Source organism: Streptomyces sp. JLBG701, assembly GCF_058544905.1.
Genome location: NZ_CM178588.1, coordinates 8,460,178 through 8,485,063, shown reverse-complemented (window position 1 = coordinate 8,485,063; position 24,886 = coordinate 8,460,178). Strand labels below are relative to the sequence as shown.

General features: G+C 69.7%; 18 protein-coding genes and 1 pseudogene. 6 read left to right on the top strand and 13 right to left on the bottom strand.

The annotated features are described in order from the left end of the window. Positions 1-7 precede the first annotated feature (7 nt). The 6 genes from AC5DRG_RS39110 to AC5DRG_RS39085 all read right to left on the bottom strand — a co-directional run bounded on the left by AC5DRG_RS39110 (position 8) and on the right by AC5DRG_RS39085 (position 10,503). Entirely contained in the window at positions 8-823 is an 816-nt protein-coding gene (locus AC5DRG_RS39110) for an MMPL family transporter (protein ID WP_491804565.1), read from the bottom strand. Positions 824-881: 58 nt separating this feature from the next. Then, a complete protein-coding gene (locus AC5DRG_RS39105; RefSeq protein WP_491804564.1) occupies positions 882-1,685 on the bottom strand; it encodes an alpha/beta fold hydrolase in 804 nt (267 codons plus the stop codon). A 243-nt stretch (positions 1,686-1,928) separates the two neighbouring features. Continuing rightward, positions 1,929-3,284 carry an MFS transporter gene (locus AC5DRG_RS39100; RefSeq protein ID WP_491804562.1) on the bottom strand — a complete coding sequence of 452 codons (1,356 nt, stop codon included), beginning with the start codon at positions 3,282-3,284 and terminating at the stop codon, positions 1,929-1,931. Between the two features lie 54 nt (positions 3,285-3,338). Continuing rightward, positions 3,339-4,547, bottom strand: a complete 1,209-nt coding sequence (locus AC5DRG_RS39095; RefSeq protein WP_491804561.1) for an aminotransferase-like domain-containing protein — start codon at positions 4,545-4,547, stop codon at positions 3,339-3,341. Continuing rightward, on the bottom strand, positions 4,531-7,710 hold the full coding sequence (locus tag AC5DRG_RS39090; RefSeq protein ID WP_491804559.1) for an ATP-binding protein: 3,180 nt from the start codon (positions 7,708-7,710) through the stop codon (positions 4,531-4,533). The genes AC5DRG_RS39095 and AC5DRG_RS39090 overlap by 17 nt, the downstream gene beginning before the upstream one ends. A gap of 207 nt (positions 7,711-7,917) precedes the next feature. Then, the gene (locus AC5DRG_RS39085) at positions 7,918-10,503 is read right to left on the bottom strand and encodes an FAD-dependent oxidoreductase (protein WP_491804557.1); all 2,586 of its coding nucleotides are present in this window, start codon (positions 10,501-10,503) and stop codon (positions 7,918-7,920) included. 190 nt (positions 10,504-10,693) lie between these two features. On the opposite strand from AC5DRG_RS39085, the gene AC5DRG_RS39080 reads away from it, so the two are divergent. The 4 genes and pseudogenes from AC5DRG_RS39080 to AC5DRG_RS39065 form a co-directional block, all read left to right on the top strand. Then, positions 10,694-11,413 (top strand): alpha/beta fold hydrolase, encoded by a 720-nt coding sequence (locus tag AC5DRG_RS39080; protein WP_491804555.1) that lies wholly within the window; start codon positions 10,694-10,696, stop codon positions 11,411-11,413. Continuing rightward, positions 11,413-11,622, top strand: coding sequence for a 2TM domain-containing protein (locus AC5DRG_RS39075; RefSeq protein WP_491804554.1), 210 nt, complete (start codon positions 11,413-11,415; stop codon positions 11,620-11,622). Before AC5DRG_RS39080 ends, AC5DRG_RS39075 begins: the two co-directional genes overlap by 1 nt. A 14-nt stretch (positions 11,623-11,636) precedes the next feature. After that, positions 11,637-12,128: a DUF4188 domain-containing protein gene (locus AC5DRG_RS39070; protein ID WP_491804552.1), complete on the top strand. Its 492-nt coding sequence runs from the start codon at positions 11,637-11,639 to the stop codon at positions 12,126-12,128. Between the two features lie 105 nt (positions 12,129-12,233). Beyond that, positions 12,234-12,781: pseudogene (locus tag AC5DRG_RS39065) on the top strand (metallophosphoesterase); the annotation flags it as partial. A 923-nt stretch (positions 12,782-13,704) separates the two neighbouring features. On the opposite strand, the gene AC5DRG_RS39060 reads toward AC5DRG_RS39065, so the two are convergent. Both AC5DRG_RS39060 and AC5DRG_RS39055 read right to left on the bottom strand, forming a co-directional pair. After that, positions 13,705-15,033, bottom strand: a complete 1,329-nt coding sequence (locus AC5DRG_RS39060; RefSeq protein ID WP_491804550.1) for a class I SAM-dependent RNA methyltransferase — start codon at positions 15,031-15,033, stop codon at positions 13,705-13,707. A gap of 55 nt (positions 15,034-15,088) precedes the next feature. Next, the gene (locus AC5DRG_RS39055; protein ID WP_491804548.1) at positions 15,089-17,137 is read right to left on the bottom strand and encodes an APC family permease; all 2,049 of its coding nucleotides are present in this window, start codon (positions 17,135-17,137) and stop codon (positions 15,089-15,091) included. A gap of 405 nt (positions 17,138-17,542) precedes the next feature. Here AC5DRG_RS39055 and AC5DRG_RS39050 point away from each other — a divergent pair, with 405 nt between their 5' ends. Next, positions 17,543-18,214, top strand: a complete 672-nt coding sequence (locus AC5DRG_RS39050) for a potassium channel family protein (RefSeq protein WP_491804546.1) — start codon at positions 17,543-17,545, stop codon at positions 18,212-18,214. Beyond that, positions 18,214-18,891 (top strand): potassium channel family protein, encoded by a 678-nt coding sequence (locus AC5DRG_RS39045; RefSeq protein ID WP_491804544.1) that lies wholly within the window; start codon positions 18,214-18,216, stop codon positions 18,889-18,891. The genes AC5DRG_RS39050 and AC5DRG_RS39045 overlap by 1 nt, the downstream gene beginning before the upstream one ends. A gap of 73 nt (positions 18,892-18,964) precedes the next feature. On the opposite strand, the gene AC5DRG_RS39040 is transcribed toward AC5DRG_RS39045, so the two are convergent. The 5 genes from AC5DRG_RS39040 to AC5DRG_RS39020 all read right to left on the bottom strand — a co-directional run bounded on the left by AC5DRG_RS39040 (position 18,965) and on the right by AC5DRG_RS39020 (position 24,842). Further along, positions 18,965-19,756, bottom strand: coding sequence for a DUF3159 domain-containing protein (locus tag AC5DRG_RS39040; protein WP_491804542.1), 792 nt, complete (start codon positions 19,754-19,756; stop codon positions 18,965-18,967). A gap of 3 nt (positions 19,757-19,759) precedes the next feature. Continuing rightward, entirely contained in the window at positions 19,760-20,158 is a 399-nt protein-coding gene (locus tag AC5DRG_RS39035; protein WP_491804541.1) for an OB-fold nucleic acid binding domain-containing protein, read from the bottom strand. A gap of 54 nt (positions 20,159-20,212) precedes the next feature. Then, positions 20,213-20,896, bottom strand: a complete 684-nt coding sequence (locus AC5DRG_RS39030; RefSeq protein ID WP_491804539.1) for a response regulator — start codon at positions 20,894-20,896, stop codon at positions 20,213-20,215. Beyond that, positions 20,893-23,481, bottom strand: a complete 2,589-nt coding sequence (locus tag AC5DRG_RS39025) for an ATP-binding protein (protein WP_491804537.1) — start codon at positions 23,479-23,481, stop codon at positions 20,893-20,895. Before AC5DRG_RS39025 ends, AC5DRG_RS39030 begins: the two co-directional genes overlap by 4 nt. 179 nt (positions 23,482-23,660) lie before the next feature. Further along, entirely contained in the window at positions 23,661-24,842 is a 1,182-nt protein-coding gene (locus tag AC5DRG_RS39020; protein WP_491804535.1) for an alginate lyase family protein, read from the bottom strand. Between the last annotated feature and the right edge of the window lie 44 nt (positions 24,843-24,886).

The following is a 24,886-nucleotide window of genomic DNA, read 5'->3' as shown; positions in this document are numbered from 1 at the left end:
AGGAGGGTCAGTTGGTCGGCGTACGGGCCGGTGCGGGACGGAGATCAGGCGTGGGGGGTCGGTCGTCGCCTCCCCGGAGGCCGTCGTCGCCCTCCCGGAGGCCGTGGCGGGCGTAGAAGCGCCGCAGGGGCGCCGGTGCCCACCAGTTCGCGTCTGCGAGCAGGCGCATCGTGGCCGGTACCAGCGGTGCGCGGACGATCGTCGCGTCCACCAGGACGGCGATGAGCATCGCCACCCCGATCAGTTTGATGCTCGCCGCGACCACACTGCCGATGACGACGACCAGGTTCACGAGCAGCACCGGTACGGAGATCGTCTCGGCGAAGGCGATGTCCGCCGCGACCCGCTCGCGGATGTCGCGGTCGACCGTGGTGGCGCCGCCGACCTGAGTCCGCAGGCCGGGCGCGGCCGGTTCGTCCTCGATCTCGTCCAGTCCTTCGCCGCGCTGCGCCTCGTCGTCGGCCAGGGTCAGCACCGCGTAGGTGGCGTGCCGGTCGTGGCTGACCAGGGCCGGGCTGCCGGCGCTCCAATAGGTGACGGGCCGGGTCACCACGTCGTGGGGAAGCGCTTGGAGCGTCTCCGTGCCGGCTCGCCGGAACGCCGGATCGTCAACTGTCGCGCTGGGGCTGGTGTACAGGACCACCGCGTCGTCGCCGGTCCGGCCCGGCGTCACCTCGGCACGTGCGGCCGCGCGCGAGCTCTGGCCGGCCGGGTCGTCGAACCCTCCGGTGGTCAGCGAGCCGAAGACCCCCGTGCCCCAGATGCCGCCGAGCGCCAGGAAGGCCGCGGCCAGGCCGATCACCCACCACCGTCGGCTGACCATCGTCCGCCCCACCTCTCGAACATCGCCGTCCCCTCCTGGCTTCGTCGGCTCGGTGGTGTCAGCGCGCGGCGCGCTTGATGAGGGCGGCCGTCGCCGAGGGCCGCGCGATCATCGCGACATGCGAGGTGTCGGCCTCGAAGGTGTGTGCGCCGGCCCGGCGCGCCATGAACCGCTGCGCCGCCGGGGGCAGCACCTGGTCGTCGCGGCCCACGAGGTACCAGGACGGAACGGTCTTCCAGGCCGGGGCTCCGGACGGCTCCCCGAGGGTGCGCACGTCCGCCGGCCGCTGGCCGGCCCACATCAGCTCGGTGGTCGCCTTCGGCAGATCCCCGGCGAACACGTCGTGGAAGAACTCCTTCTTGATGTAGCCGTCCACGAAGCCCTCACCGTAGGGACGGAAGTCCAGCGCCTCCTCGCTGAGCCTGCTTCCCGGGTACTTCGTCTGCAGGCCCAGCAACGTCTCACCCTGATCGGGCACGAACGCGGCCACGTAGACCAGCGCCTTCACGTTCGGGTTGCCGGTCGCGGCGTTCGTGACGACGATCCCGCCATAGGAGTGCGCGACGAGGACGATCGGGCCGCTGAGGGTCGCGAGGATGCCGGCCAGATAGGCGGAGTCGGAGGCCACGCCGCGCAGCGGGTTGGGCGGTGCGATGACCGGATAGCCGTCGCGGATGAGCCGGGAGGCGACCCCGTTCCAGCCGGAGGCGTCGGCGAACGCGCCGTGCACGAGTACCACGGTGGGCTTCTGGCCGCTGCCACTGCCGCTTCCGGTGTGGGCCTGCGCGGCGGGCGCGTCGAGCGCGGCGCCCACCACGACCGCGGCGGATCCGGCCAACAGCCCCCGGCGAGTTGTCGTCATCGATATGTGCCCTTCGGTATCCGGTGTTCTCCGTGGTGATCGCGGATCAGCGTAAAACCGGACACTTGACGAGCGCTGAACAGAAATCTGACGCCCTCCCGGGGCTGCTTCACCATCAATTCCGTTGTTGTCAAGCAGATCGAACCCCGCGCAGTCGGAATACGCGTCGGTGGAATATCCGTCGGCGAAATCAGGCGGCTGCGGAAGGAATTCCGCGAACAGCTTCAGGCCCCTGCGAGACCTTCACCCCACTGCTTTGTCCTGGGCGACGGTTCGCGGCGCCGCAGTGTGGGCGTGCTCGTCCAGGGTGTACCGGCGTTGCAGCGCGATGGCGAGCGTCATGAGCACGGCCGGCAGCAGGGTGAAGCCGTAGCGAACGGCCGCCAGCGCGCCTGAGGACTGCGTGGTGTGCTCGCCCGCGCTACTGGCCACGAACCCGCCCGCAGCCAGGCAGGCCGAGTACACGTACGGCCCCAACGCGCCGCCGGTGGCCTCGGCGGCGGTCCACACGCCGGTGTAACTGCCCGCGCTGGCGGTACCGGCCGACCCGGCGGCGGCTATGACGTCGGGCACCATCGACAGCGGCAGCAGTTGCATCGCGGCGAACGCGACGCCCAGCGTCGCCACGGCCGCCAGCAGCAGGGGCAGGCCGGCCGCGGCGCCCAGGGCCAGCACCAACGAGCCGGCCACGAACGCGACTTGGGCGACGAGCAGGCTGCGCTGCTTGCCGAGACGCCGGGCCACCAGTACCCACAGGGGCGTGGTCAGGACCGCCGGCGCCATGAACGCCGCGATGAGCACGGTTGTGAGCGCGGAGCGGCCCAGCTCGTACTCGGCGAAGTACGGCATGGCGGCCAGTACCAGGTTCATCGTGATCGCGACGGTCAGATACGACGCGGTCAGCGCACGGAACTGCCGGTCGCGCAGCGCCACCAGCAACCCGCCCCGGTGCCCCGGCTCGGCCGGGGTGCCGGGCGCGGCCCGGTTGAGACGGGCGACGCCGGTGATGCCGACCAGCATCGCCGCAAGCATGACCGCGCCGAGCAGCAGGGCCATTCTCGTGTAATCGCCGACGCCCGGATCGTCGCCGGCGACCAGCGGCGCGGCCACGCCTGCGAGCAGGACACTCACGATGATCACGACACTGCGGTAGCCCATGAGGCGGGTCCGCTCGTGGTAGCCGATGCCCAGGTCAGCCGGTGTGGCGAGGTAGGAAACCTGGTAGCACGAGTAGAGCAGGTTGCCGGCGGCCAGCGCCACCGCGACCCAGATCGCGGCGCTTGTCCCGTGCAGGTCCTTCGGCACGGCGAACAGGGCCACGAAGGCGAGCACCACGACGCAGCCGGCCAGCATCAGTCTCCGGCGGTGGCCGGTGCCGGCCAGGTTGGCATCGGAGAGCCGGCCCACCCACGGGTGCGTCACGATGTCGGCGACATTCGGCAGCAGGAGCGCGAGACCGGCCGTGTACGGCGGCACGGCCAGGACGTCGGTCAGGAAGTACAGCAGGAAGATGCCCGGCACGGTGACCCAGATGCCCATGCCGACCGAACCGGCGGCGAACGGGACGAGTGCGCGCAGGGGGAGCCGAACGTTGGTCATGAGCCGCCTTCCGGAAAATCCACCACAGGGGACTGTCGTTGCTCGCGTGCGTCCTCAGAAGGCCAGGGCCAGCCGGCGTACGGCCTCCCGCAGTTCCTCCGGAGTGCGGTCGCTGTAGGACAACCGCAGGTGCCGGGCCGAAGACCGCCCCCGGGGGTCCGCCGCGTCCGCCGCGAAGAACTCGCCCGGCTGGTAGACCACGCCGTGGGCGGCCGCCCGCCGGAACAGCGCCGCGGGGTCCACGGCGTCGTCGGTGAGCCGCGGCCAGAGGAACAGCCCGCCTTCGGGGGCCACGATGTCGAGGGCGCCCGGGAGTTGTTCCCGCAGGGCGTCGATCAGCACGCCGGCGCGTTCCTGGTAGAGCGCGGTGGCGCTGCGCACGACCCCGTCGAACCATTGGGCGTCGTCGGTGAGCAGCCGTTCGATGATCGCCTGGGTCACCGAGGATGTGTGTACGTCGAGGCGGTTGCGCAGCCGGGTCACCGGGTCCACGAGGTGGTCCGGCAGCACCAGCCAGCCCACGCGCCAGCCGGGGCCGAGGGTCTTGGTGAAGGAGTTGACGTGGATCACCCGGTCCGACTGGTTGAAGACCGCGACGCCCTGGTCCTGGCCGCCGAAGCGCAGTTCGCGGTACGGATTGTCGACGATCACGTAGAAGCCGTACCGCTCGGCGAGCTCGATCAGTGCCTGCCGCTTCGGCGCCGAGAGACTGACCTGGGCGGGGTTGTGGAAGTCGGGCACGGTGTAGGCCGCGGCGATCCGGGCGCCGGTGGCGAGCCGACGGGCGAGGTGTTCGACGTCGAAGCCGTCGGCCACGACCGGTACCGGCAGGATCCGTGTCGTCGACACCTCCAGGGCCCACAGGAAACCCGGGAACACCGGATCGTCCACCGCGACGGTGGCACCGCGCTCGACGACGGTCAGCACCGCCAGTGCGAGGCCGTGCATGCCACCGTTCGTCACCACGATCCGGCTCGGGTCGACGCCCTCCCGTTGCGCGATCCAGTCGCACAGAGCGGCGGATCCGCGCGCCGGCGCATACTGCAGGCTCGCCATCGCCGCGTCGGGGGTCTGCCACAGCTGCGCCGATGCCTTGCCGATCGCCTCGACCGGCAGGGCCGCGGGCGCGGGGATGCCACCCAGCAGGCGAATCGTTCCGGGGGCGGGGGCGGCAAGGCTGGCGTCGACGAAGCCCTTCGGCGCCGAGAGCCCACGGGCCAGGGCCGTCAGCCCGCCCTGTTCCTCATCAGGGCCTGCGGTCATGCATTGCCTCCAAGTCCTGAGAGAGTTGTTCGGCGCGTCGCGCGAACAGGTGCGCCTCGCATTTGGTGGATTGCGTGCAGGCGCGTTCGGCGGCGGCCCGGACAGCGGTAAGCGGTGCACCGCGGGCCTGCAGCAGGCGCGCCCTCAGCAGCAGCAGGAGCCCTTCGGCGTAACGCTGGCCGAAGTCCCATATGGCCCGGTCGGCTCGGTCGAGAGCGGCTTCGGCCCGATCGGGCGATCCGGCTGCCAGCCACATCTCGGCGATCAGTGCGTAGTGGTAGGCGATGCCCCATTGCGGCGGATCGAGCATGTGGGCGGCCAGGAGTTCCTCGGCCTCGGTCGCGGCGCCGGCCGGATCCTCACCGGTGAGGGCGCGTGCCCAGCACCAGAACTGCCGGATGTAGAGGTCGATGTTGGCGCGGAGACGCACGAAGCCGGCGGCGGCCCACCGCTCGCCGGCTCGCCGTGCCGCTTCGGCGTCCCCGGCCATGGAAGTGATCATGGTCGTGTAGTAGACCCAGACCGAGGCCGCGTACGGGTCCCCCGGGGTGTCCCAGGTGTCGACGAAAGCCAGCGCCGCGTCGACATCACCGTGCAGCGCGGTCATGACCGCCCGCCAGCCGGGCCCTTCCCCGGGAATGCTGCCGTCCCGTCGGAGCGGCGTCTCCTCGTCCGGGGCGACGGTGCCGCCGACAGCGGCGACATCCTCCTTGACGAAGGACCGGTACGCCTCGCCGATGTTGCCGATGTCCCACTGATGCAGGCCCCAGGCGCTCCGGCCGTAGCGTCGGACGGCCGGATCGGAGGACACCTGAGCGAGCTCGTGCAGTCGGCGGGCCAACTCCCCGCGGCACTTCTCGATGGATGTGTAGGCACCCATCATGCGGATGAAGAGGAAGTCTGCGGCTTCCGCCTCCCGGCCGAGGGTGCTGGCCAGGTATTCGGCCCGCTCCAGCAGATCGAATGTCGAGGCGTCGTACCCCGCCTGTCGTCTGACGACGATGGCGAGCAGCGTGAGGGCGGAGAACTCCAGCTCCATGAGTCCGGAAGCCCGGGTGACCTGTATCGCGGAGCGCAGCTGTCGATTGGCGGACTCGAAGGCGAGTTTGGCTGCCGCGCGGCGCCCGGCGCGGATCAGCGCCTCCGCGACGCGCACGGGCTCGGCGAGGGGGCCGGCGGCCCACAGGTGGTACGCGAGGCGTTCGGCGACGTCCTCGTCGTCGGCATGGATCTGTTCGAGCGCGTCCGCGACGCGCAGATGCAGCTGGGTGACCTGCCCTTTCGTCGCGGTCTCGGAGACCGACTCACGCACCAGGTCGTGCGCGAAGCGGAGCGAGGACGGGTCCTGCGGCCCGGGTTCGAGCAGCCCGAGAGTATGCAGCGGTTCCAGGCGGTGGAGGCAGTCCGCGACGTCCACACCGGTGGCGCGGGACAGCAGTCTGAGGTCGACGTCGCGGCCGATGAGCGCGGCCACGTGCAGCAGATCGCGGGCGCGGTCGTCGAGCCCGGCCATCCGGTCGCGGACCACGTCATGGACGGTGGACGGGACCCTGGCCGAGGCGGACGTGTCGCCGTCACCGATCGCGCCGTTCCCGCTGAGGAGCCGGGACAGTTCGCGGACGAAGAACGGATTGCCGGAGGTACGGGCGTGGATGGCGCGGGCGACGGCGTCGCCGGGATCCTGGCCGGCCTCGTGGCGGACGAGTTCGGCCACGTCGGCCGGACCGAGCGGACCGAGCCGGAACCTCCGGTGACCGGGCAGTCGGCTGACAGCGGCCAGCACCCGGGAGAGGTCCGGGCTGAGTGTGGGTGCGCGGTCACGTAACGCGCCGATGATCGCGGCGCCCTGGGGCAGCCGTCCCGTCACGTGCTGCAACAACTGCAGGGAGGTGACGTCGGCCCATTGGAGATCGTCGAGTATCAGGAGTGTCGGCCGCCGTGCCGAGGCTTGTCCGACGAGGGCGACGACCTGTTCGAACAGTCGGAACTGGGCGTTGCCGTCAGGAAGTTCCCGGGTTGCGTCGTCCCGCGCCGCAAGGAGGCTTCCCAGCCCTCCGGTGAGCCACTGCTCGCTCGCCGGAGCGGGCAGACTGTGGACGACCTGGCTCAGCGCCTGCTCCCATGGCCACATCGCCGGTGTCCCGTCGCCCTCCAGGCAGGAGCCCCAGACGGTGAGGGCACCCAGTCGGCCCGCCACGGCGGCGGCCTCCTCCAGCAGCCGGGTCTTGCCTGCGCCCGGTTCGCCTTCGACCACACCGATCGCTGTGTCGCCGGCGAGTGCGCGCTCCACGATGCGCCGCAGCGTGGCGAGTTCCTCGGTCCGGCCGATCAAGGCGGCCGCCGTGGTCCGCCCGACCTCCTCGTCCGCCTCCCGCACCGGCGGCGGCGCCGGGGACTGCGTGAGAATCCGCCGCTGTGCGTCCTCCAACGCCGGACCCGGGTCGATGCCGAGTTCCTCGGAGAGCCGGTCTCGGACCTGACGAAACACCTTCAGCGCCTCCGCCTGGCGGCCGGCAGCGCCGAGAACGCCGACGAGACCGGCCAGCACGGGTTCGTTGAACGGTGCCATCGATGCGGCCAGTCGCAGAGCCGCGAGCACCCGCTCCGGCTGGCCCATCGACACGGCGAGCTCCGCCGCCGCCGTGCACGCGTCGTAGAACTCGTTGTCGAGTGCGGCGAAGACAGTCGTGATGTTCGTCCCGTCGGCGATGCCGTCGCCCGCCGGGCCGTGCCAGAGCCCGAGCGCTCCGACGTAGTGATCGAGGGCCGCCTCGTGATCGTGCCGAGTCAGCGCGGCCCTGGCGGCATCGACGAGTTCACGGAAGACGACGAGGTCCAGGGTGGCGGGTCCGACGGCGAACAGGTACGAATTGCCGCGACGGTGGAGGAACGAGCCGGCTTCGCGGGCGGGCAGCAGAGGTTCGAGCAGCCGTCGCAACGCGCCGACGTACTTCTGGAGAATGTTCACAGCCGACGCGGGGACGTCCTCGGCCCAGATCAGGTCGACCAACTCGCTCGTACTGATCGGCTTGCCCGCGCGGGCGAGCAGGATCGCGAGCAGGTACGACTGCTGCCGAGGCCCGGGGTCCAGTTCGACACCGTCCCGCCAGATCCGCAACGGACCCAGAATCTGCAGACGCAGTTGTCCGCCGGAGGAAGCCATGCCCACCCCTACCCCTACTCACGGCCCGACCACGTTCGACTGCGGCATATTCATTTTACGGTCGCTCTGCGGCCTGGGTCCATGCGCCGAGGCGACCGGTGAGCGGTGCTGTCGTGGCGGCACGAGGTTCCCGATCGGCCGGCTGGCGGCCTCGCTCACCGGCGGCCGACGCATGAACGCGGATTACCGGCTCGCCGCCCGCCCGTCCTACTGACCGATCACCAAGTCCCCGGTGGGCAGTGTCTGGCAGGCCAGCCGCCAGCCCGCCGCCAACTCGTCGGTGGAGAACATCCCCCGGTCGTCGGTCTCGTAGACGCCGGAGACCACCCGCACCCGACAGGTACCGCAAGCGCCTTCGCCGCACGACTGGGGCAACGCGACGCCGACGGCGTTGGCGGCGTCGAGGACCGACTGTCCGGGGCTGCACGGGAACGCCGGAGTGCCGTCCACCGTGCCGATCACGAACTCGGTGACACCGGCCGCCACGGCGGCGACGGCGATGGCGTGCGCCTTCTCCCGGCGGGTCTCCTCGCTCCGGCCGGACACGAACGCCTCGCTGTGGACGGCCTCTCGCGGCACCCCGAGTTCTGCCAGGCGGCCGATCAGATCCTGCATCATGGGCGCCGGCCCGCACAGGTGCACGCGGGTCGTCGGGCCCGCGTGGGGCAGTAACTCGTCGAAGCCTATCCGCCGTTGCCGGTCGGTCGCGAAGACCGATACCTCCAGCCCCGGCAGCCGGAACCGCAGCGCTTCGATCTCCGGCCCGAACAACGCCTCGTCCTCGGTCCGGTAGCTCGCCAGCAGGACGATCCGTCCCGTGTGGCCGGCGTCGGCGGCCGCGAGCAGGACGCTCATCAGCGGGGTGATCCCGACGCCCCCGGCGATGAGCAGGAGGGCGTCCGCCTCCGTGCCCGGCTCCCAGGTGAACGCCCCGTGCGGGCCGCTCACCCGCAACGCCGACCCCACCTCCACCTCCTCATGCAGGAACCCCGAGCCCAGCCCGTCCGGCTCGTGCTTCACGGCGATCTCGACGAACCCGCTCTCCCCGGGACTGCTGCAGATCGAGTACGACCGTTCGATCGGCTCGACGGCGACGGGCAGCTCGACCTTCATGTACTGCCCGGCGGCGAACGAGAACGGCATCGCGCCCCCGTCCAGGGGCTCGAAGCGGAACCGCCGGACCGTCGGGGTCAGCACCTCGATGCCGGCCACGCGCAGATACCCCTCCCAGGGCGTGGCCGGATCCCGGGTCACCCCGCCGGCGCGGATGGCCCGCCACATCGTCCCGAGCTGCCGCGGCTTCAGGACCGCGTTCGCCGCCATCAGCCCGCCCGCCAGCGCCCCCACCACACCGGACCCCCAGGCGTCCTGCCCGGCGACGAACAGCCCCTTGACCGGCGTACGGCATCCCGCCCTCGCTGAACGCAACCGCTGCGGGGTCGCCGCGAGTCCGTAGAAGGATCCCCGCACGCTGTGCTGATAGGTCTCGAACGACAGCGGCGTCGCCAGTTCGGCGAAAGCGATCGTCTCCCGGAACCCGGGCCAGCGTTCCTCCAGGCGGGCGATCAGCCGACCGGTCAGCTCGTCCTTGAACTTCCGGTAGCTGTCCGGCCGTTCGTTCTCGGGGATCCCGCGCCACTGGTCGACCACCTTCGGATCGACGAGTTCCAGCAGCTCCACCGTGTGGAACCGGGCGGCGGGGTTGTTGAGCGAGGCGAACGAGACGTACAGCGTGCCTTCCCCCGGAGGGCGATGGATGCTGCCGTTCTCGTCGAGGTCCGGCATGAACCAGTGGTTCTCGCCGCGCAGCCCGAACTCGGCCGGTGACCGGTCCAGTCCGAGAAACAGCATGACCGCCGACCGTTCCTCGGGCAGATCCGCCAGTTCGTGACTCTTCCCGATCAGGGCGTACGTGTTACGCACCCCGGCCGCCGAAACGACGGTGTCCGTCCGCACCCGGTACCGGCGGCCGGTGGCGGTGTCCTCGATGTCGACACCGACCACCCTGCCCCTCTCGACAACGACCTCATGAACCCTCTGCCGGGAGCGCAGCACCACGCCGTACCGCGCGAGGATCTCCAGAACGACCCGGTTGAGCTCTTGCGGGCCGCCCACGGGATGTGCGGTGCCGTCCATGAAGAAGGTCAGCGGGACCGCAGCGTGATAGCCGAAGGCGCTCGATTCCGGCGGAGTGCCGTAGAGCCCCCAGCGCGCGGCCAGCACGGCCCGCAGCTGCGGATCACGGAAACCGCGGGCGACCTGGTCCCGCAACGACCGGTACACCGAGGGGAAGAGCCGCTCGACGACGGGCGCACCCGCCTTTCGCAGCCCTGCGGGAAACGACGCGAAGACATTGCGCACGGTCAGCCCGGCCATGGCCCAGCGCGTGGTGCGGAAGAACCGGTCGATCGCGTCGGACTCGGCAGGGAACCGTTCCTTCAGACGCGCACGGAACCGTTCCTTCGTGGCGGGGACGGCGAAGTCGAACCCCGGGAAGTGCAGTGCGTCGTACTCGTCCGGCAGCGGCGAGAGCTGCGCCCGCCCCTCCGTCATGAACCCGAGGAACGGGCCGGCGCTCGCGCTCATGTAGTGCAGCCCGGTGCCGAACCGGTATCGCCCGGCGCGGGAGAACTCGTGCGTCATCCCGCCGAGCGTGTAGTGCTGTTCGAGGACGAGAACACGCTTCCCGCCGAACTGCGCGATCGTGCGCGCCGCCGCGAGACCGCCCATACCCGACCCGATCACCACCACATCGGCTTCCTCGTCCCACACCATCGGCAACCCCCCGGTCATCTGTCCCCCTCTGTTCTCCGAGGCGCTCAGATTGGCCGAACCGGCTTGACGTCGACTGAATGATCAGTGAAGCCCACCCGGAACCAGGTCCCGGTCTCATTCAATTCCCGTCCAGTGCGACGCCATAGCTTTGCGTCGAGCGTGAGGGTCCGGAGAACAAGTGGCCGTCATCCGAAGGAGAGGTTGGTCCATGGTGAGCGGGAAACCGACGATCGTGCTCGTACACGGAGCCTTTGCCGACAGCAGCGGCTTCAACGCCGTCACCAAACGGCTTGTCGCAGACGGCTATTCAGTGATCGCCGCGCCGAATCCCCTTCGAGGGCTCGCCTTTGACGCGGCCGGCGTCAAGGCGCTGCTGGACAGCATCGAGGGACCGATCGTGCTGGTCGGGCACTCCTACGGCGGTGCGGTCATCTCCACCGCCGCCGAGGGAAACGCGAACGTGAAGGCGCTGGTCTACCTGGCGGCGTTCGTGCCGGAGACGGGCGAGAGCGCGCAGGCGCTGGTCGAGAAGTTCCCGGGCAGCACCGTGGGAGAGTCCCTCAAGCCTGTGCCGCTGCCCGACGGACAGGTCGACCTCTACATCGACCCCAAGGTCTTCCATCCTCACTTCGCGGCCGACGTGTCGGCGGCGGAAGCCGCCCTCTACTCGATCACGCAACGTCCGGCCACCGGCGCCGCCCTGGGCGAGCCCGCCACCGGTCCGCAGGCCTGGCACACGATCCCGGCCTACAACCTGATCAGCGGCGCCGACCGGATCATTCCTCCGGCGACACAAGAGTTCATGGCCCAGCGCTCCGGCGCGAAAACCCAGGTGGTCGAGGGTGCTTCGCACATGGTGTTCGTCTCCCGGCCGGGTGCGACGGTGGCCCTCATCGAGACAGCCGTGCAGGACACACAGGAGGCGTGATGCACAAAAACGAAAAGGCCATGAGGTGGGGCCTGCGGATCCACCTGTTCTGGTACGTCATCGCCAATGTGGCCCAAGTGGTGCTGTGGGGAATTCTCACACCCGATCATTTCTTCTGGCCCTTGTGGTCGATTCTGGGGTGGGGCATCGGGCTAGTGATCCACTTCTGGGTGATTCGTGCAAAATCCCGACCGCTCGTCCGGCCGTGAAACAGAGGAGATCCATGTCCGAGAAAGTAGTTCCGGGCCGTCAGACCTCCGCCGCCGAAGGCGATGTCGTCGTCTTCCACATAGGGCTACGGATCAACCGCCTGCGAGCACTCTCCAGCTGGCTGCCGGCATTCATGTCGATGCCGCGCATGCTGCGCGAGCTGTCACAGGAAAAGAGCAGCGGGCTTCTCGGCTACAAGGTGCTTTACGGCAGCCTCCGGGACTTCTACGTCGTCCAGTACTGGACGGACAAGGAGCGGCTCCTCGCCTACGCCCACCAACAGGACAAGGAACACCGGCCCGCATGGACGGAGTTCAACCGACGAGCACGCGCCGGGAAGGGCCATGTGGGCATCTGGCACGAGACGTTCATCGTCCCGGCGGGCTCCTACGAATCGGTGTACGTCGACATGCCCGCCTACGGCCTCGGCGCCGCGACAGGTGTCGTACCGGTCGGCCGACGCGGCGACACGGCGGCCCAGCGTCTGCGGGCGGCAGAGAGGTAGGCGCCCGGCCACCGACCGCAGAACCTGAAACGGTCCGCCGACCCCGTCGACGGACCGTCATGCAAGATCGAGGCTGGTCCAGACCCCGCAGGCACCCGACGGAACATCAGCCCGTGCTTCATGGGCCCGATCCTGGGGCGCGGGTTCACCGAGAAGGTCGTGCAGACGGTCAACTCGACCCAGCCGGAGCTGATCGCCGTGGTCGGCGACCTGGTCGATGGGTCGGTGGACGACCTCCGCTCGGCGGCCGAGCCGATCAGCGGGCCGCGGGCGCGTCACGGGGCGTTCTTCGTGGCAACCACGAGTACTTCTCCGGCGCGGAGGAGTGGCTGGAGCATGTGCAGGAACCGGGGCTGAGGCTGCTGGCGAACCAGCGCGTGGAACTCGCGGCGTTCGATCTGGCCTGCGTCAACGACGTGACCAGCGAGGAGCACGACGACGACCCCGACCTCGCGGCCGGTCACACCCACGGCGGCCTGCTCTGGCCGATGAACTACGTGGCCGAGCTGGCCAACCCGACGGTCGCCGGGCTGGAACGGTACGGGGACACTCAGCTGTATGTGCCCCGAGGCGCGGGCGCGTGGGGCCCACCGACCCGGGTCGGGGCCCGTTCGGACGTGACAGTAGTGGAGCTGGCGTCGGGGCGAGCATGAGACGCGGCTCGGGGAAGGAGCGTAGTGCGGTCCTGGTCGGCCAGGAGCCGAGCCAACTCGGCTTCGTCGCCGACGACCAGCCGCAGGCTGCTTCCCGGGAGGTCCAGCCCGACGCAGCTCTGGAGGAAGCTGATGACCTTCCAGAAGCTCTCGTGGACATCTCCGTGGCCGGCGTGTTCGCAGCCTTGGCTTTGCCCTTCTTCCACAGTCTGATCCTGGGCGAAAGGACGCCGTCCTTGTTGATGAGGGTGACGTGGCACAGCGTGGCCACCTGCGGCCGGTCGTCGAGGAGGAATTCGGTGATCAGACGACCTCGGCGGGTGTCGTAGAAGTAGGGAAGTCCGGTGCCGCGGATCTCAAGGTCCGAGAAGTCCTGCCGTGTGACGTCGAACTCCGGGTTCAGCAGACCGATCCGGAGACGCCGAGCGATGGGCGGATCGGGCTCGGCCGTCTGGTTCCTCCAGTCCGGTGGGACGGTCGGCAGGTGCCCTATGTCGCCTTCGGCCACGAGGGACTGAACATCTTCGCACTGGGCCCTGGCGAGCACGGATTCCGGCCGCTGCCAGATCGCGTCGGTGACCGCTGCTGTGAACGCGGGCAGCAACGCGCGGTCCACCTCAGGGCGGTCGCGCGGAGCAGGTCGCGGGCCACCTCCTCGCCGTCGCGGTCAAGGAGGCAAGCGCAGACGCCACCATGTCCGTCAGCCCCAGACAGACATGCAGTCAGGGCGGACGGACCTCCGTCACCACGCGGCTGGCGCTCGACAGAACCGGCGTGCTGCACGCCGTGCTGATCTGGCTGACCTGCGCTCCAGCACGTGCCATTCGCCGGCCAACGCTGGGGGCCAATGAGCGTCACGAGCGTCATTTCAGCGTCAGGATATCGCCCGTAACGCCCACACCGCGCACGCATAAAACCCCAGGTCAGGAGCCCTTACCGACCGGTTCAAGGATCGCCACGCACTCCACATGATGAGTCATCGGAAACAAATCGAACGCCCGAAGCGTCCGCACCCGATACCCGCCCTCCTGGAAATACCCCAAGTCCCGCGCCAAAGCAGCCGGATCGCAAGCCACGTAAGCAATCCGCCGTGCCCCCAGCGTCGCCAGATGCTGGACCGTCTTCTTCCCGGCCCCCGCCCGCGGCGGATCCAGGACGATGAGGTCCACCTCGGTGATCCCGGTGCGCGGGAGCACGGACTCGACCTTGCCCTGTTCGATGCGGACGCGGTCGAAGCCGGCCAGGTTGTGCCGCGCGTCCTCGACCGCCCGCTTGCCGGACTCGATGCCGAGGACCGCGCCCTTGTCGCCGAGGCGGTCGGCGAGGGCGCCGGCGAAGAGGCCGACGCCGCAGTACAGGTCGAGCGCCATCTCGCCCTTGCGCGGGAGCAGCCCCTGCATGACCGCCTTCATCAGCGTGTCGGCGGCCATCGGGTGGACCTGCCAGAAGCCGCCGCTGCCGACCCGGTAGGTGCGGTCGTCGGCGCGCTCGCGGACGAAGCCGCGGCCGTGGACGCGGTGGATGCCGCCGTCGTGCTCCTCGACCCGCATGACGGAGACGGGCCGGTTCAGCTCGACCAGGGGCAGCCGGGCGCCCGGTTTCGGCTCCAGGATCACCATGCGGTCCTGGGAGCCCGTCGCCGCGATCGCCTCGACGGAGGCCATGCCGGACCAGTCGCGCTCCTCGATACCCAGCTCGCTGACGCCCGGTGCCGCGATCATGCAGTGCTCGATGGGCTCGACCTCGTGCGAGCGGTGGCGGCGCAGACCGGCGTTGCCATCGGCGTCCACCGCGTACTGCACCCTCGTACGCCACTGCGGCACCTCGCCGGAGGGCAGCTTGTCGCCCTCGGCGGGCATCACCGTGCCGTCCCAGCCGGCCTCCTCCGGGGTCAGCCCGGCGAGCCGCTTCAGCTGCTCGGCGATCACCTCGCCCTTGAGGCGGCGCTGGGCGCCCGGCTTGGCGTGCTGCCAGTCGCAGCCGCCGCAGCGGCCGGGCCCGGCGTAGGGGCAGGGCGCCTCGACCCGGTCCTTCGACGCCTCCAGGACGGTCACCGCGTCGGCGCGCAGGAACCGCGCCCCCTCCTCGCCCTCCGTCACGCGTGCCACGACCCGCTCACCGGGCAGCGTGTGCCGGACGAACAGCACCTGGCCCTCGGACGTACGGGCGATGCAGTGCCCGCCATGGGCGACGGGGCCGACCTCGACCTCGTACTCCTCCCCCACCAGCGAATTCTTCGGTTCTGCCTGCATGGTGGGGTGACTCCAGGGTCATAGCGCGGAAAGGGTTGGACAACAGCCCACCAGTCTACGTCTGCTTCGACGACTCCTTCGCCCGCTCCTGGGCCGGACCACGCCGCACCGCACCCGGCGCGTTCCAGTCCTGCCGCTTGCGGGCACGGATCTTGGCCGCCTCCGAGGACTGCAGCTGGTACGGCACCGAGGTCACCATCACGCCCGGCGTGAACAGCAGCCGGCCCTTGAGCCGCAACGCGCTCTGGTTGTGCAGCAGGTGCTCGTACCAGTGGCCGACCACGTACTCGGGGATGATCACGGACACCGCGTCCCGCGGCGACTCCTTCCGCAGCCCCTTCACATAGTCGATGATCGGCCGCGTGATCTCGCGGTAGGGCGAGTCGAGCACCTTCAGCGGTACGTCGATACCGCGCCGCTCCCACTCGGCGCGCAGCGCCTTGGTCTCGGCGGGGTCGACGTTGACGCTCAGAGCCTCCAAGGTGTCCGAGCGCATCAGCTTCGCGTAGGCGAGGGCCCGCAGCGCCGGGCGGTGGATCTTGGAGATCAGGACGACCGAGTGGACACGGGACGGCCGGATGCTGTCGTCACTGGGCCCCTCGGGGGCCGCGAGCTCCTCGGACACCCGGTCGTAGTGCTTACGGATCGCGGTCATCGTCGCGTAGAAGATCACCATGCCGAGCAGCGCGACCCAGGCGCCGTGCGTGAACTTGGTGACGAGGACCACGACCAGGACGAGCCCGGTGAAGAAGGCGCCGAAGGCGTTGATGGCGCGGGAGCGCATCATGTGGCGGCGCTTGGCCGGGTCCTTCTCCGTGGCCAGATGGCGGTTCCAGTGCCGGACCATGCCGGTCTGGCTGAGCGTGAAGGACACGAACACGCCGACGATGTACAGCTGGATGAGACGCGTCGAGTCGGCGCCGTAGATCCAGACGAGGAGTCCGGCCGCGCCGGCGAGCAGCACGATGCCGTTGGAGAAGGCGAGCCGGTCGCCGCGGGTGTGCAACTGGCGGGGCAGATAGCGGTCCTGGGCGAGGATCGAGCCGAGCAGCGGGAAGCCGTTGTACGCGGTGTTCGCGGCGAGGAACAGCACCAGCGCGGTGGCCGCGGCGAGCACGATGAACATGAAGCTGCCGTCACCGAACACGGCCTCGGCGACCTGGGAGATCACCGGGTTCTGGACGTAGCCGGAACCGACCTCGACCCCGTTCTTCAGCAGGTCCTGCGCCGGGTTCTCGGCCATGCGGACGTCCGTCGCCATGGCCAGGCCGATGATGCCGCAGAACATGGTGACGGCGAGCAGGCCCATCGCCGCGAGCGTGGTCGCCGCGTTCTTCGACTTGGGCTTGCGGAAGGCCGGCACGCCGTTGGAGATCGCCTCGACACCGGTGAGTGCGGCACAGCCGGAGGAGAAGGCCCGCAGCATCAGGAAGACGAGCGCGAAGCCCGCCAGCCCCTGGTGTTCGGCCTTGATCTCGTACGACGCCGTCGGCGCCCGCATGGTGTCGTCGAGGACGAATCCGCGGAACGCGCCCCACGCGATCATGATGAAGACGCCCGCGACGAACACGTACGTCGGAATCGCGAAGAGCGAGCCGGACTCCTTGACCCCGCGCAGGTTCATCAGGGTGAGCAGCACGATCACGGCGATCGCGCAGAGCACCTTGTTCTCGACCACGAAGGGGACGGCGGAGCCGAGGTTCTCGATGCCGGAGGCGATCGACACGGCGACGGTGAGGACGTAGTCGACGAGCAGCGCGCTCGCCACCGTCAACCCCGCCTTCGGGCCGAGGTTGGTGTTGGCCACCTCGTAGTCGCCGCCGCCACTCGGGTAGGCATGGACGTTCTGTCGGTAGGAGGCGACCACCGTGAACATCAGCACGACGACCGCGACCGCGATCCAGGGGCTGAAGTGGTAGGCCGACACGCCCGCGATGGAGAGGACCAGCAGTACCTCGCCGGGCGCGTAGGCGACGGAGGACAGCGGGTCGGAGGCGAAGACGGGGAGTGCGATGCGCTTCGGCAGGAGCGTTTCTCCGAGCCGGTCACTACGCAGCGCCCGCCCGATCAGAATCCGTTTGGGCACGTCGGTCAGTTTGGACACAACAGAGGATCGTAGGGCTTCGAACTGGCAGCCGCCCACCGGGCTTGCGGCATCTGCCTCCCGAGTGAAATCACGAGTGAAATCGGAGGCGGGCGCGCTGCGGATTCCGTGGCGGCGGCGGTCGACGTGTCTATATGACAAATCCCGTCTGTCGCCGCCCTTCGGAGGTCCCATGCACGCGACCGCAGAGCTGATCGGCGCCGCCGCCGCACTCGTCGGCCTCGGAATCCTGACCGTCCTGAGTGTCTGGAGCATCACCCGACGCTGATCACGCTCACCCGTGCACAGGGGTCCCCCCGCGGACCGCGCGTGTGTAGCTTGGGCGACGGTCTGAGACCCTGTTCAGGCCAAGTCGGCAACTCTCGACACCACTCGGCAAAGAATCTTCACACCGGAAGGACGGTCGTGCACATCGTCATCATGGGCTGCGGCAGAGTGGGCTCCGCTCTCGCCCAGACCCTGGAGCAACAGGGGCACACGGTCGCCGTGATCGACCAGGACCCCACCGCCTTCCGACGACTGGGCTCCGGGTTCGGCGGCCGTCGTGTCACCGGGGTCGGCTTCGATCAGGACACCCTGCGCGAGGCGGGCATCGAGGAGGCCGGCGCCTTCGCCGCCGTCTCCAGCGGTGACAACTCGAACATCATCGCGGCCCGCGTGGCCCGCGAGATGTTCGGGATCGAGAACGTCGCGGCCCGTATCTACGACCCCCGCCGCGCCGAGGTCTACCAGCGCCTGGGCATCCCGACGGTCGCCACGGTCCGCTGGACCGCCGACCAGATGCTGCGCCGGCTGCTGCCCTCCGGCTCCGAGCCCCTGTGGCGCGACCCCACCGGTGGGGTCCAGCTGGCCGAGGTGCACGCCTCCTCGGCCTGGGTCGGCCAGAAGATCAGCCGGCTCCAGGAGGACACCGGGGTGCGTGTCGCGTTCCTCACCCGCCTGGGCGAGGCGATGCTGCCCACCTCCCAGACGGTGTTGCAGGAAGGCGACCTGGTCCACGTGATGATGCGCACGGACGAGGTCGAGAAGGTCGAGGCGTCCTTCGCCGAAGGCCCCGAGAAGGAGGCCGGTCACTGATGAGGGTCGCCATTGCCGGTGCCGGTGCCGTAGGTCGCTCGATCGCGGGCGAACTGCTGGAGAACGGCCACGAGATCCTGCTGATCGACAAGGCGCCGACCGCCATCTCGGTCGAGCGCGTCCCGCAGGCGGAGTGGCTCCTCGCCGACGCCTGCGAGATCACGTCCCTGGACGAGGCCGCGCTCCAGCGCTGCAACGTCGTGATCGCCGCGACGGGCGACGACAAGGTCAACCTGGTCGTCTCCCTCCTCGCAAAGACGGAGTACGGCGTCCCGCGCGTCGTCGCCCGCGTGAACAACCCCAAGAACGAGTGGCTCTTCAACGAGTCCTGGGGCGTGGACGTGGCCGTGTCCACCCCGCGCCTGATGTCGGCCCTCGTCGAGGAGGCGGTGAGCGTCGGCGACCTGGTCCGCCTCCTCCGCTTCAGCCACGGCGACGCCAACCTCGTAGAACTGACCCTGCCCGAGGAGTCGGCCCTGGCCGGCACCCGGGTCGGCGACGTCGAATGGCCCGAGGACACGTCCCTGGTCACCATCATCCGCGGCAACCGCGTCCTCACCCCGTCCCGCGACGACTCCCTGGAGGCCGGCGACGAACTCCTGTTCGTGGCGGCCCCGGCGCGCGAGGAACAGCTGGAGGACCTGCTGTCGGTGCGGCGTGAGGAGACGGCGGGCTGATCCCTTCGGGGGTTACGACGGCGGAGGGCGCCCTGAGTTCTCAGGGCGCCCTCCGCCGTCGTAGGACTGGCTGCTACATCTCGCGGCGGTGACGACCGGCCGTGGCCTCGCCGTGCTCGCCCGCGAGGGCGGCCTTCCGCTCCTCCTCGGCCTTTTCCGCCGCCTCCATCTCCGCGAAGACGTCGATCGGGGCCGGGGCCTTCGCCAGGAAGACCCAGGTCAGCCAGACCGCGAGCAGGAACGGCGGGATCTTCAGGGCGACCAGGACCCAGCCGAACTGGGCGGTGTCGGCCCACCAGTACAGCGGGAAGAGGATCGCGCACTTGGCGAGCAGGATCAGACCCCAGGCCCAACTGGCCTTGGCGTACGCCTTCTTGCGCCCCGGGTTGCGCTTGCGCCAGGAGAGGTTCTCCTTGAAGACCGGCCCGAGAATCAGCCCCAGCAGCGGGACACCGGCCAGCGTCGTGATGATGTAAGCGAGCGCCAGGCCCAGTGTGTAGAGCATGCCGGGCAGGTAGAAATCCTTGGCGTTGCCCGTCATCATCGCGAAGACCACACCGAAGGCGACGCCGAAGACACCGCTGAAGGCGTGCTTGACGGTGTCCTTCGTCACCAGCCGGACCACGACCAGCACCACGGACACGACGAGGGCTGCGATGGCCGACAGGTGCAGGTCTTTGTTGATCGTGTAGATGGTGACGAAGAGCAGACCGGGCAGCACCGTCTCGACCATGCCGCGCACGCCGCCGAACGCCTCGAACAGGGCAGCCTCGGTCACCGCCCGGGCATCCTGCGCGGCGGCTGCACTGGCTGCACTGTCTTCGGTGGCTTCGGTCTCCGCGGTCGGCTTGTCGAGCGACGTCACCGGCTACTCCCGTCCGAGGGGTCTGAGTTCGTATTTCGGGTTGAACAGCACCCGGCGGCCCCGGCTCATCGAGATCCGGCCCGATGCGATCAGCTTGCGTCCGGGCTCGATCCCGACGATGGAGCGCCGGCCGAGCCACACCACGTCCAGGGCGGCCGAGCCGTCGAAGAGCTCGGCCTCCAGGGCCGGGACTCCCGCCCGCGGCCGCAGAGTGACCGTGCGCAAGGTACCAGTAACCGTCACTATCTGTCGGTCCTGGCAGTCACCGATGGGCATACAGCCCGTGATGTCGGTGTCCTCGCGCAGCTCCTCGGACTCGAGCTCCTCCTGGGACGAGGAGAGCCGGTCGAAGAGGCGCCGGAACCGGCCCGCCGACTTGTCGGATCGAGGAACAGCACTCATGTCCAAAGCGTACCGGGGCACGCTGACAGCTACGTACCCGTGGTACCCGTGCTCCTACCGTTCGAACCGGTACCCCATCCCCGGCTCCGTGACGAAGTGCCGCGGATGCGACGGATCGGCCTCCAGCTTCCGGCGCAGCTGGGCCATGTACACCCGCAGGTAGTTCGTCTCCGTCCCGTACGAGGGCCCCCACACCTCCTGAAGCAGCTGCTTCTGGCTGACGAGACGGCCCGTGTTACGCACCAGCACCTCCAGCAGATGCCACTCCGTGGGGGTCAGACGTACGTCCTTCCCCTCGCGGTTGACCTTCTTGGCGGCCAGGTCGACGGTGAAGTCGTCGGTCTCCACCATCACGTCGTCCTCGCCGCCCCCGGTGGGCTCGGCGCGCCGGACGGCGGCCCGGAGCCTGGCCAGCAGTTCGTCCATGCCGAAGGGCTTGGTGACGTAGTCGTCGGCGCCCGCGTCGAGCGCCTCGACCTTCTCGTCGGAGGAGTGGCGGGCGGACAGCACCAGGATCGGCACCCGGGTCCAGCCGCGCAGCCCGCGGATCACGTCGACGCCGTCCATGTCGGGCAGGCCCAGGTCCAGGACCACCACGTCCGGGTGGCGGGCGGCGGCGAGCTGAAGGGCGGTGGTGCCGTCGTGCGCGGCGTCGACCTCGTACTTGCGCGCCTTGAGGTTGATCACGAGGGCGCGCACGATCTGCGGCTCGTCGTCGATCACGAGCACCCGGGTCATGAGGCCTGCCTTTCTGGCTGTGCGGGGGTGTTCTCGGGCTGGGCGGCGGGTGCCGACCGCGCGGTCCACGCCTCCTCGACCTCGGGTCGCCGGCCCGCCGCGCGGAGGGTGAGGACCATGGTGAGCCCGCCGCCGGGAGTGTCCTCGGCGTTGAGGGTGCCGCCCATCGCCTCGACGAAGCCCCGGGCGACCGCGAGGCCGAGGCCGACGCCCGCTCCGCGCGGGGCGTCACCGTAGCGCTGGAAGGGCTCGAAGATGCGGTCCCTGGCCTCCTCCGGGACGCCCGGCCCGCGGTCGACCACCCGCACCTCCACCCGGTCGGCCATGGCGCTGGCGGCCACCAGCGCGGGCTCGTCGGGCGGGCTGTACTTCACGGCGTTCTCGACGAGGTTGGCCACCGAGCGCTCCAGCAGCCCGGGGTCGACGGCGACCATGGGCAGCGTCTCCGGAATGTCGAGCTCCACGCTGTCCTCGGGCACCCCGCCGAGCGCCATCGGCACGACCTCGTCCAGGTCGATCTCCCTGATCAGCGGGGTGACCGTGCCGGTCTGGAGGCGGGACATGTCGAGGAGGTTCCCGACGAGGTGGTCGAGCCGGTCGGCGCCGTCCTCGATGCCCTCAAGGAGCTCGGCCTGGTCCTCCTCGGACCACTCGACGTCGTCGGACCGCAGGGAGGTGACGGCGGCCTTGATGCCGGCCAGTGGGGTACGGAGGTCATGGCTGACGGCGGCCAGCAGCGCGGTCCGGATCCGGTTGCCCTCGGCCAGCTCCTTGGCCTGGTCGGCCTCGTGCTGCAGGCGCTGGCGGTCGAGCACGACAGCGGCCTGAGCGGCGAAGGCCGCCAGCACCCGCTGGTCGGAGGCGGGCAGCACCCGTCCGGTCAGCGCGAGGGCCATGTGGTCGCCGACCGGCATGTCGACGTCCGCGTCCTCGGGCCGGTCCACCGGGCGTCCCAGCCCCACCCGCCCGGCGCAGGTCCACGGCTCCACGTCGCTCTCCCGCTCCAGCAGCGCCACCGACTCCATGCCGAAGGTCTCCCGCACCCGCTCCAGCAACGCCTCCAGACTGGTCTCACCCCGCAGCACGCTGCCCGCCAGGACGGACAGGATCTCCGACTCGGCCCGCAGCCGCGCCGCCTGCTGGGTGCGCCGGGCGGCCAGATCGACCACGGACGCCACCGACACGGCCACCCCCACGAAGATCACGATGGCGACGATGTTCTTCGGGTCGGCGATCGTGAGCCGGTGCAGCGGGGGCGTGTAGTAGTAGTTCAGCAGCAGCGAACCGAAGGCCGCCGAGGCGAGCGCCGGGAGCAGTCCGCCCAGCAGGGCCGCCGCCACCGTCACCGTCAGGAACAGCAGCATGTCGTTGGCGAGGCCGAGGTCGACGGTGTTCAGCAGCACCGCCAGGAGGGCGGGGCCGAGCACACCGACCAGCCAGCCCGAGACGATCCGGGCCCGCCCGAGCCTCGCTCCCCGGGACACCGGCAGCCCGCGCCCCTTGGCGACCTCGTCGTGCGTGACGATGTGCACGTCCAGGTCGGACCCGGACTCGCGGGCGACCGTCGCGCCGACGCCGGGCCCGAACATGTACTGCCAGGCCTTGCGGCGCGAGGAGCCGAGGACGATCTGGGTGGCGTTGACGCCGCGCGCGAAGTCCAGCAGCGCGGCGGGGATGTCGTCGCCGACGACGTGGTGGAAGGTGCCGCCCAGATCCTCGACGAGGGTGCGCTGCACCGCCAGTTCCTTGGGAGAGGCGGAGGTCAGGCCGTCACTGCGGGAGATGTAGACGGCGAGCACCTCACCGCCGGCGCCCTTCTCCGCGAGGCGCGCGGCCCGCCGGATCAGCGTCCGGCCTTCCGGACCGCCGGTCAGCCCGACCACGATCCGCTCGCGCGAGCCCCAGATCTTCGAGACGCGGTGCTCGTTGCGGTACTCGGTCAGGTATTCGTCGACCCGGTCCGCCACCCACAGCAGGGCGAGCTCCCGCAGCGCGGTCAGGTTGCCCGGCCGGAAGTAGTTCGACAGGGCCGCGTCGACCTTGTCGGACTTGTAGACGTTGCCGTGCGCCATCCGCCGCCGCAGCGCCTGCGGCGACATGTCGACAAGCTCTATCTGGTCGGCTCGCCGCACGACCTCGTCCGGCACGGTCTCCCGCTGCCGCACACCCGTGATGGACTCCACCACGTCACCCAGCGACTCCAGGTGCTGGATGTTGACGGTCGAGGTCACGTCGATCCCGGCGGCGAGCAGCTCCTCCACGTCCTGCCAGCGCTTCTCGTTGCGCGAGCCGGGCACATTGGTGTGCGCCAGCTCGTCCACCAGGGCCACCTGAGGCTTGCGCACGAGTACGGCGTCGACGTCCATCTCGGTGAAGACACTGCCCCGGTAAGTCAGCTCACGGCGCCGCACCTGCTCCAGACCATGAAGCATCACCTCGGTCCGCGCCCGGTCGTGATGCTCCACGAAGGCCACGACACAGTCGGTGCCCCGCTCCACACGCCGGTGCGCCTCGGACAGCATCGCGTACGTCTTGCCGACGCCCGGTGCCGCACCGAGATAGATCCGAAGCTTGCCGCGTCCCATGGCCCCCATTGTCTTCCACGTCACTGCTGCGTACGCAGCGTCGACATTACGGCCCAGGATGTCGACAAATCGGACGAAGAACGGGGCAGCGGACCTCTTTGACACAACCCTGACGCGCCGCCACACGCCAGACGAGCCGGGCACCGGCATCCGCCACCGGCGCCCGGCTCTACGACGGCTCAGCCGGCGTTGTCCCCGTGGGTGAGCGTCTCCCAGGCGACGAAGAGGTTGTTGGTGCCGGCCGGCCGGTTCTGCTGGGTCAGGTTCTGGGTGTTGGTCATGGCGATGCCCAGCCGGTTGTGCAGGGCGTTGTAGCCGACCTCGGTGATGGGCCCGAGCCCCAGGTTCAGCGACCCGCCGCACAGCCAGCTGGGCACAGCCGTACCGAGCTGGTATTTGGCCTGGAACCCGAGCGCCTGCCGCAGCCGCTCGCCGACGTCGGTGCCGTACAGGTCCGTCCCCTGGATCCGGCTGGTCTCGGCGACATGCGATATCGCGGAGATGCCGTACCCGGTGTGGGTGAAGTCGCGGCAGGTCTCCTGGGTGAGCCCGGTGACGAAGGTGGACTGGCCCTGCCAGTAGGCGACGATCTTGGCCGTGGTGTCGAGGTTCTGGCTGGGCACGGTCTTCGGCACGGAGCCGTCGGAGGACAGGTAGACGAAGGCGGCGGTACGGGTGCGGAACTTCGCCATGGCCTTGTCGTACGACGTCTTGTCCTCCAGGAAGACGGAGATACCGACGGCGGCCTCCATCATCGACAGCTCCCAGTTCCCGTTGGAGTTGGAGCCGTTGATGATCTCGGGCAGATAGACGTCCCGGAGCATGGTCGCGAAGCGGCCGGAGTTCGCCCAGATGCCGGTGTACGTGTACTTGATGATCTCGGCGGCCTTGGGCCAGGAGGAGCCCGCCCAGCCGGTCTGCAGGGGCGCGTTGCTGTTGGTGTGGTCCTTGATGGTCGCCGACCAGGCGTCCATCAACTCGATGGCCTTCTTGGCGTACCGCTCGTCACGGGTGACGTACCAGGCCAGGGCGTCGGTGTACGCGGCGATCGCGTCCTCGCGCTCGTCGGTGCAGCCGTAGTTGGGATTGGAGTAGGACCCGCACTCGACGGTCGCGCGGGGTGCCGGGGTGCGGCTCAGGCTGGCGTACTTGCTCGCCATCATCTGGTCGTAGGCGCCCTTCCAGGGCTGGGCGCCGGCGAGGACCTTGGTGCGGGCGAAGTCCAACTGCCCCTGGGAGACGGTGACTCCGGGATGGACGAAGGTGGCGGGTGCGGCGTCGGCGCGCTGTGCGGCCGGCTGCGCGACGAGACCGCCCAGGACAAGGGCGGTGACGATCGCGAGGAGGGGGGTACGACGCATGGCAGCTCCGTTCTCATACATGAACACGGGGCGCCCTCATGAAT